We start from the raw sequence: 4,317 nt of genomic DNA, 5'->3' as shown, positions 1-4,317 counted from the left end.
AGGGCAGCCCGGTGTCACCGACGGCCCGTACACCGAGGTCAAGGAGGTCCTGGCCGGCTACCAGCTGGTCGACGTGGAGTCCGAGGCACGCGCGATCGAGATCGCGGCGCGGGTGTCGGCCGCGCCGGGACCCGGCGGCGTGCCGCTGCGGAATCGGATCGAGGTGCGCCAGCTCATGGGCGCGATGCTGGAGCCGGGGGACCTGTGACCTCGACCGCGCGGATCGAGGACCTGCTGCGCGAGCTGGCGCCGCAGGTCCTCGGCGCGGTCGTGCGACGCCACGGCGACTTCGACGCCGCCGAGGACGCCGTGCAAGAGGCGCTGCTGGCCGCCGCGATGCACTGGCCGGCCGAGGGGCTGCCGGACAACCCGCGCGGTTGGCTCATCCAGACCGCCGTGCGGCGGCTGACCGACCAGTACCGCAGCGACCAGGCGCGGCGGCGCCGGGAGAAATCCGCCGCGCTGCGCGAGCTGCCCGGCGCCGAGCCGGCGCAGCGGGACGACGCGCTGGTGCTGCTGTTCATGTGCTGTCATCCGGCGCTGACCCCAGCGTCCTCGATCGCGCTGACGCTGCGCGCGGTCGCCGGGCTGTCCACCGCGGAGATCGCCACGGCGTTCCTGGTGCCAGAGGCGACGATGGCCCAGCGGATCAGCCGGGCCAAGCAAAAGATCAAGGCCTCCGGCATCCCGTTCCGGATACCCGCCCCCCAGGAGTTCGAGGCGCGGCTGGGATCCGTGCTGCACGTGCTGTACCTGCTGTTCAACGAGGGCTACACCCGCAGCGCCGGCGCCGAGCTGCACCGCCCCGACCTGTCCGGCGAGGCGATCCAGCTGGCCAGGGCGATGCACGCGATGCTGCCCGATCGCAGTGAGGTCACCGGCCTGCTGGCGCTGATGCTGCTGAACGACGCCCGGCGCCCGGCCCGCACCGGCGCGCACGGCGAGCTGATCCCGCTGGCCGAACAGGACCGGACACGGTGGAACCGGCCGGCGATCGCCGAAGGCGTGCGGCTTGCCGCCACCGCGATGTCCGGCGGCGTAGTCGGCGAGTACCAGCTGCAGGCCGCGATCGCCGCCCTGCACGACGGCGCCGAGCGTGCCGAGGACACCGACTGGCCGCAGATCCTCGGCCTGTACGGCCTGCTGGCGCGCCTGTCCGGCAACCCGATGGTGGAGCTGAACCGCGCCGTCGCGGCCGCCATGGTGCACGGCCCGCGGGCCGGGCTGGACCTGTTAGCGCCGCTGGACAAGCGGCTGCCCGGCCACTACCGGCTCGACGCCGTGCGCGGACACCTGCTCGACATGATCGGCGCCACCGAGGCCGCCGCCGCGTACTACCGCGCGGCCGCCGCCAGGACCACCAGCGAGCCGGAGCGACAATACCTCGTGACCAAGGCTGCCAAGCTCAACAGGCAGCACCGCTAGATCCTTGGGCCTGGATTCTCGACACTTGAGTCAGGTTTCGGGGCGGGCAGAGTTCGACCTTGTTGCGCGTGGCCTACCACACCCCTTGGAACCAATCGTCTAGGCGAACTCGCCGCTGCGGCGCCAGTGTCCAGCAGCAGCGTGATGATCGCGGTGTCCCGGCGGGCCTCAAAGCCCTTACCGGCGCAGACGGCAAGCAGCCGCCGCAGGCCGTCCTCGGGCACGACAGGGACGGGCTGCTCAGGAACGATCGGCGGCTTCATCCGCGCCATCGGGTTGGCGTCGATCTCCTCCTCTTCCTCAAGCCAGCCGTACAGGATGCGCAGGACCTTGTAGCGGGTGGCCGCCGTCGCCGGCGCCCGCCGCAGCAGATCGCCCAGAAACGCCTCCAGGTCGGCGCGGCTTGCCTCCTCTAGCCGCGTGCCCCGGGCCGCGAGGAAGGCCTCGGCTTGCCGGACGCTCTGCAGGTAGGAGGCGAGCGTGCGCTCGGAGTGGTTCTCCGCCTCCAGGTGCCGCCGGAACGGGTGGAGCAACGAACTCGGTGGGATGCTATCCAGCCTTTCCGCTGGTCGTGCTACTCCGTAAGTCCTACAAGGATGGGGTGAACCGCTGTCCGCCGCCGAGGGCCGGGCGGTACGTGGCCGGGTCTAGCCTCGGTCACCCGGGCCGGCCGTCCATGACGACGCGTCCTCTCGATTTTGGATCTGCAGCCGCGGGTCAGCCAGCGGGAAGCCGTCGACCTGGCGCTCCAGCGCCCCAAGGACCCCAACCTAGCCGAACGATCGGCTTGAGGACGAGCGGCGGCCCCCGTTCGGCGAGGCGGCCACCCGCCAGCGGCTGCCCTCGTGCGGGGGTCAGAGGTCAGCGGTACTTCACTCAAAAGGGGCAGGTCCCGGGACTCGGCGCGTCGATCCGCCTGGCCGCGTCCGCCGGAACCAGTGAGGCCACCACCGTCACCAGGTCGACACTGCCCTCGTTACGCACCACGCGGACCTGGGGGGCCGAGCTGACTCGGGCAGATGGCGGCCCGCATGTCAATGGCACCTCATCGAGACCCGATCCAGGGTCTGGCCGTCTGTGGTCTTGAACGCTTGGACCCACCGGCCTAACGACGGGTAGTTGGGCACGATCTTCAAGATGCCGTACTTGCCCGCCACCCTGGACCGGCTGGCCGGGTGAATCCTCCCGAATGGGATCAGCGAGTGGCCGCCAGTCCCTGCAATGACGATGGGCACGCCGGAGTGGCCGTCGTCCCCGTCACCCGGACCCCAATCCTCGTCCACGTTGCCTTGGGTCCGGACGCGGGCCAGGCGCTCGTACGCATGACTATGACCCGCAATGAACAGGTCGACGTCGTTGAGCACCAGGGTTGGCCAGATGGCTGACAGGTTGGGCGTCCCATAGTTGGGAGCTGCCGACGAGAGGTATGGGCTATGCCCGATGACCACCGTGCAGCCGAGCTTGTTCGCCGCCAGGTCGGCCTTCAGCCAGTTCAGCATCGCCCCCGAGCACCCACCCGGCACCACCGCGCAGGTCGTGTTGAGGACGACGAAATGCCACGCCTCGGCGTTGAACGAGTAGTAGCCAGGGTGGGGTGGCGTCCTCCCAGCAAAGTATTGGTAGTAGTCGGCCCCGGCAGGTTGCAGCATGCTCATGGGACCAGGAGCCTGTCCCAAACACCCGTTGGGAGAGCTGGTCAGGTATTCGTGGTGCCCCGGCGCCGGTCGGGTGATTCCCTTGAACTGGCCCCAGCTCAGATCGTACGCGCCGAGGTAGTTCTCCATTTCCCCGCACTCATACTGGGTGTCACCTAGGGCCAGCACCAGCCCGATGCCATTCCCCGACGATGGCGCGATAAGTCGGGCCGTCGCCTGGTCGTTCCTTGCCCCGCCGACCTTCTGGCTGATGTCCCCTGCCGCCGCGATGTTGTCGGCCCACGCCGCTGGCCCCGCTGCCAGGACCATTAATAGCACAGCGGATAGCACGAATATCCTTCGCACCATTATTTCTCCTCATGACGCCGAAGGACACGGTCCAAGGGCGGTCACGCCTCGCCACAATCAAACCACAGCAATTTGTCGCCAGGGAAGATACACGGGTCAGGCCACGATCCGAGGAACGCGGACCTTGCGGCCACGTTCACCCGGCGTCCGCATGCCTCGTAGATGAAGCGGCAGGTCAGCCTGACGTTGCCGGTGATCTCCTCAGCATGGCGCAGGGATCGCCAGGCGTCGCTTGGCCATCCTGAGCAGCTGCTGCTCGGTCGCAGGGTCTCCTCCCTGGTTGGAGACCCAAGTGTCCACCATCTCCATCAGTTCCATACCTAGGCCACGGTGCTCTCGATCTGCTCGGAAGCCCGTGTGGCGCCGTCTTCCTGGGCGATCCGCACCCACAGCTCGGCGGTGCGATCTTGCATGGTGGGTCATCGATGGCGGTGCGGATCGCCGACACAAGCCGCGAACGGGCGAGCTTCTTCTTAGGCCCTCTTTGAGAGATGCGTTCTGGAACCGCTACGCGCAGGCGACCCACGGGAGCAGCCAGACCGACCAACACGTCTGACGAGCGTTTCCGCAGCTCAACCCCGTGTCGTGGGCCTGACTGGACTTGAACCAGCGCCCTCATCCTCATCAGGTATCGAGGGCTAAGCGCTGTGCGGACCAGCGTTTCCCCAGGTCGCTGGCGAGCGTCAGGGGCGAAAGGATGCGTTCTGACAATCCCGCCTGGACCGGTTCGGGCCCAGTGAGACTTTCGATCGCCGCCATCGTTGGTCGCACGGCTCGATCAGCCCTCGGATCTCGCGTACGTGGCCAAGATCGCGCCCGTGCTCGTCACGTTGCTCTCGACAAGCCGAAGAGGCTTCGGCGCGCTGCTGTCGCGGAAGAGCCGTTTGCC

General features: G+C 68.3%; 4 protein-coding genes. 2 read left to right on the top strand and 2 right to left on the bottom strand.

Annotated elements, in window-relative coordinates:
- Positions 1 to 208: YciI family protein (locus tag VF468_12850; protein ID HEX5879184.1), on the top strand; the 208-nt coding region annotated here is incomplete at its 5' end.
- On the top strand, positions 205 to 1,425 hold the full coding sequence (locus VF468_12845) for a sigma-70 family RNA polymerase sigma factor (GenBank protein HEX5879183.1): 1,221 nt from the start codon (positions 205 to 207) through the stop codon (positions 1,423 to 1,425). The genes VF468_12850 and VF468_12845, both read left to right, overlap by 4 nt.
- Here VF468_12845 and VF468_12840 read toward each other — a convergent pair.
- Together VF468_12840 and VF468_12835 are read right to left on the bottom strand one after the other, a co-directional pair.
- Positions 1,422 to 1,958, bottom strand: coding sequence for a phage integrase N-terminal SAM-like domain-containing protein (locus VF468_12840; protein ID HEX5879182.1), 537 nt, complete (start codon positions 1,956 to 1,958; stop codon positions 1,422 to 1,424). The two genes, VF468_12845 and VF468_12840, sit on opposite strands and share 4 nt — an antisense overlap.
- A gap of 501 nt (positions 1,959 to 2,459) precedes the next feature.
- Positions 2,460 to 3,389, bottom strand: coding sequence for a metallophosphoesterase (locus tag VF468_12835; GenBank protein HEX5879181.1), 930 nt, complete (start codon positions 3,387 to 3,389; stop codon positions 2,460 to 2,462).
- Positions 3,390 to 4,317 lie beyond the last annotated feature (928 nt).

It is taken from the genome of Actinomycetota bacterium (assembly GCA_036280995.1).
Classification (GTDB): domain Bacteria; phylum Actinomycetota; class CALGFH01; order CALGFH01; family CALGFH01; genus CALGFH01.
This window is presented reverse-complemented; position numbering and strand designations above follow the sequence as displayed.

What these genes read in the sequence shown, in the direction of transcription:
- VF468_12835 (HEX5879181.1), bottom strand. Translation starts at nt 3,389, where the DNA reads ATGGTCCTGGCAGCGGGGCCAGCGGCGTGGGCCGACAACATCGCGGCG.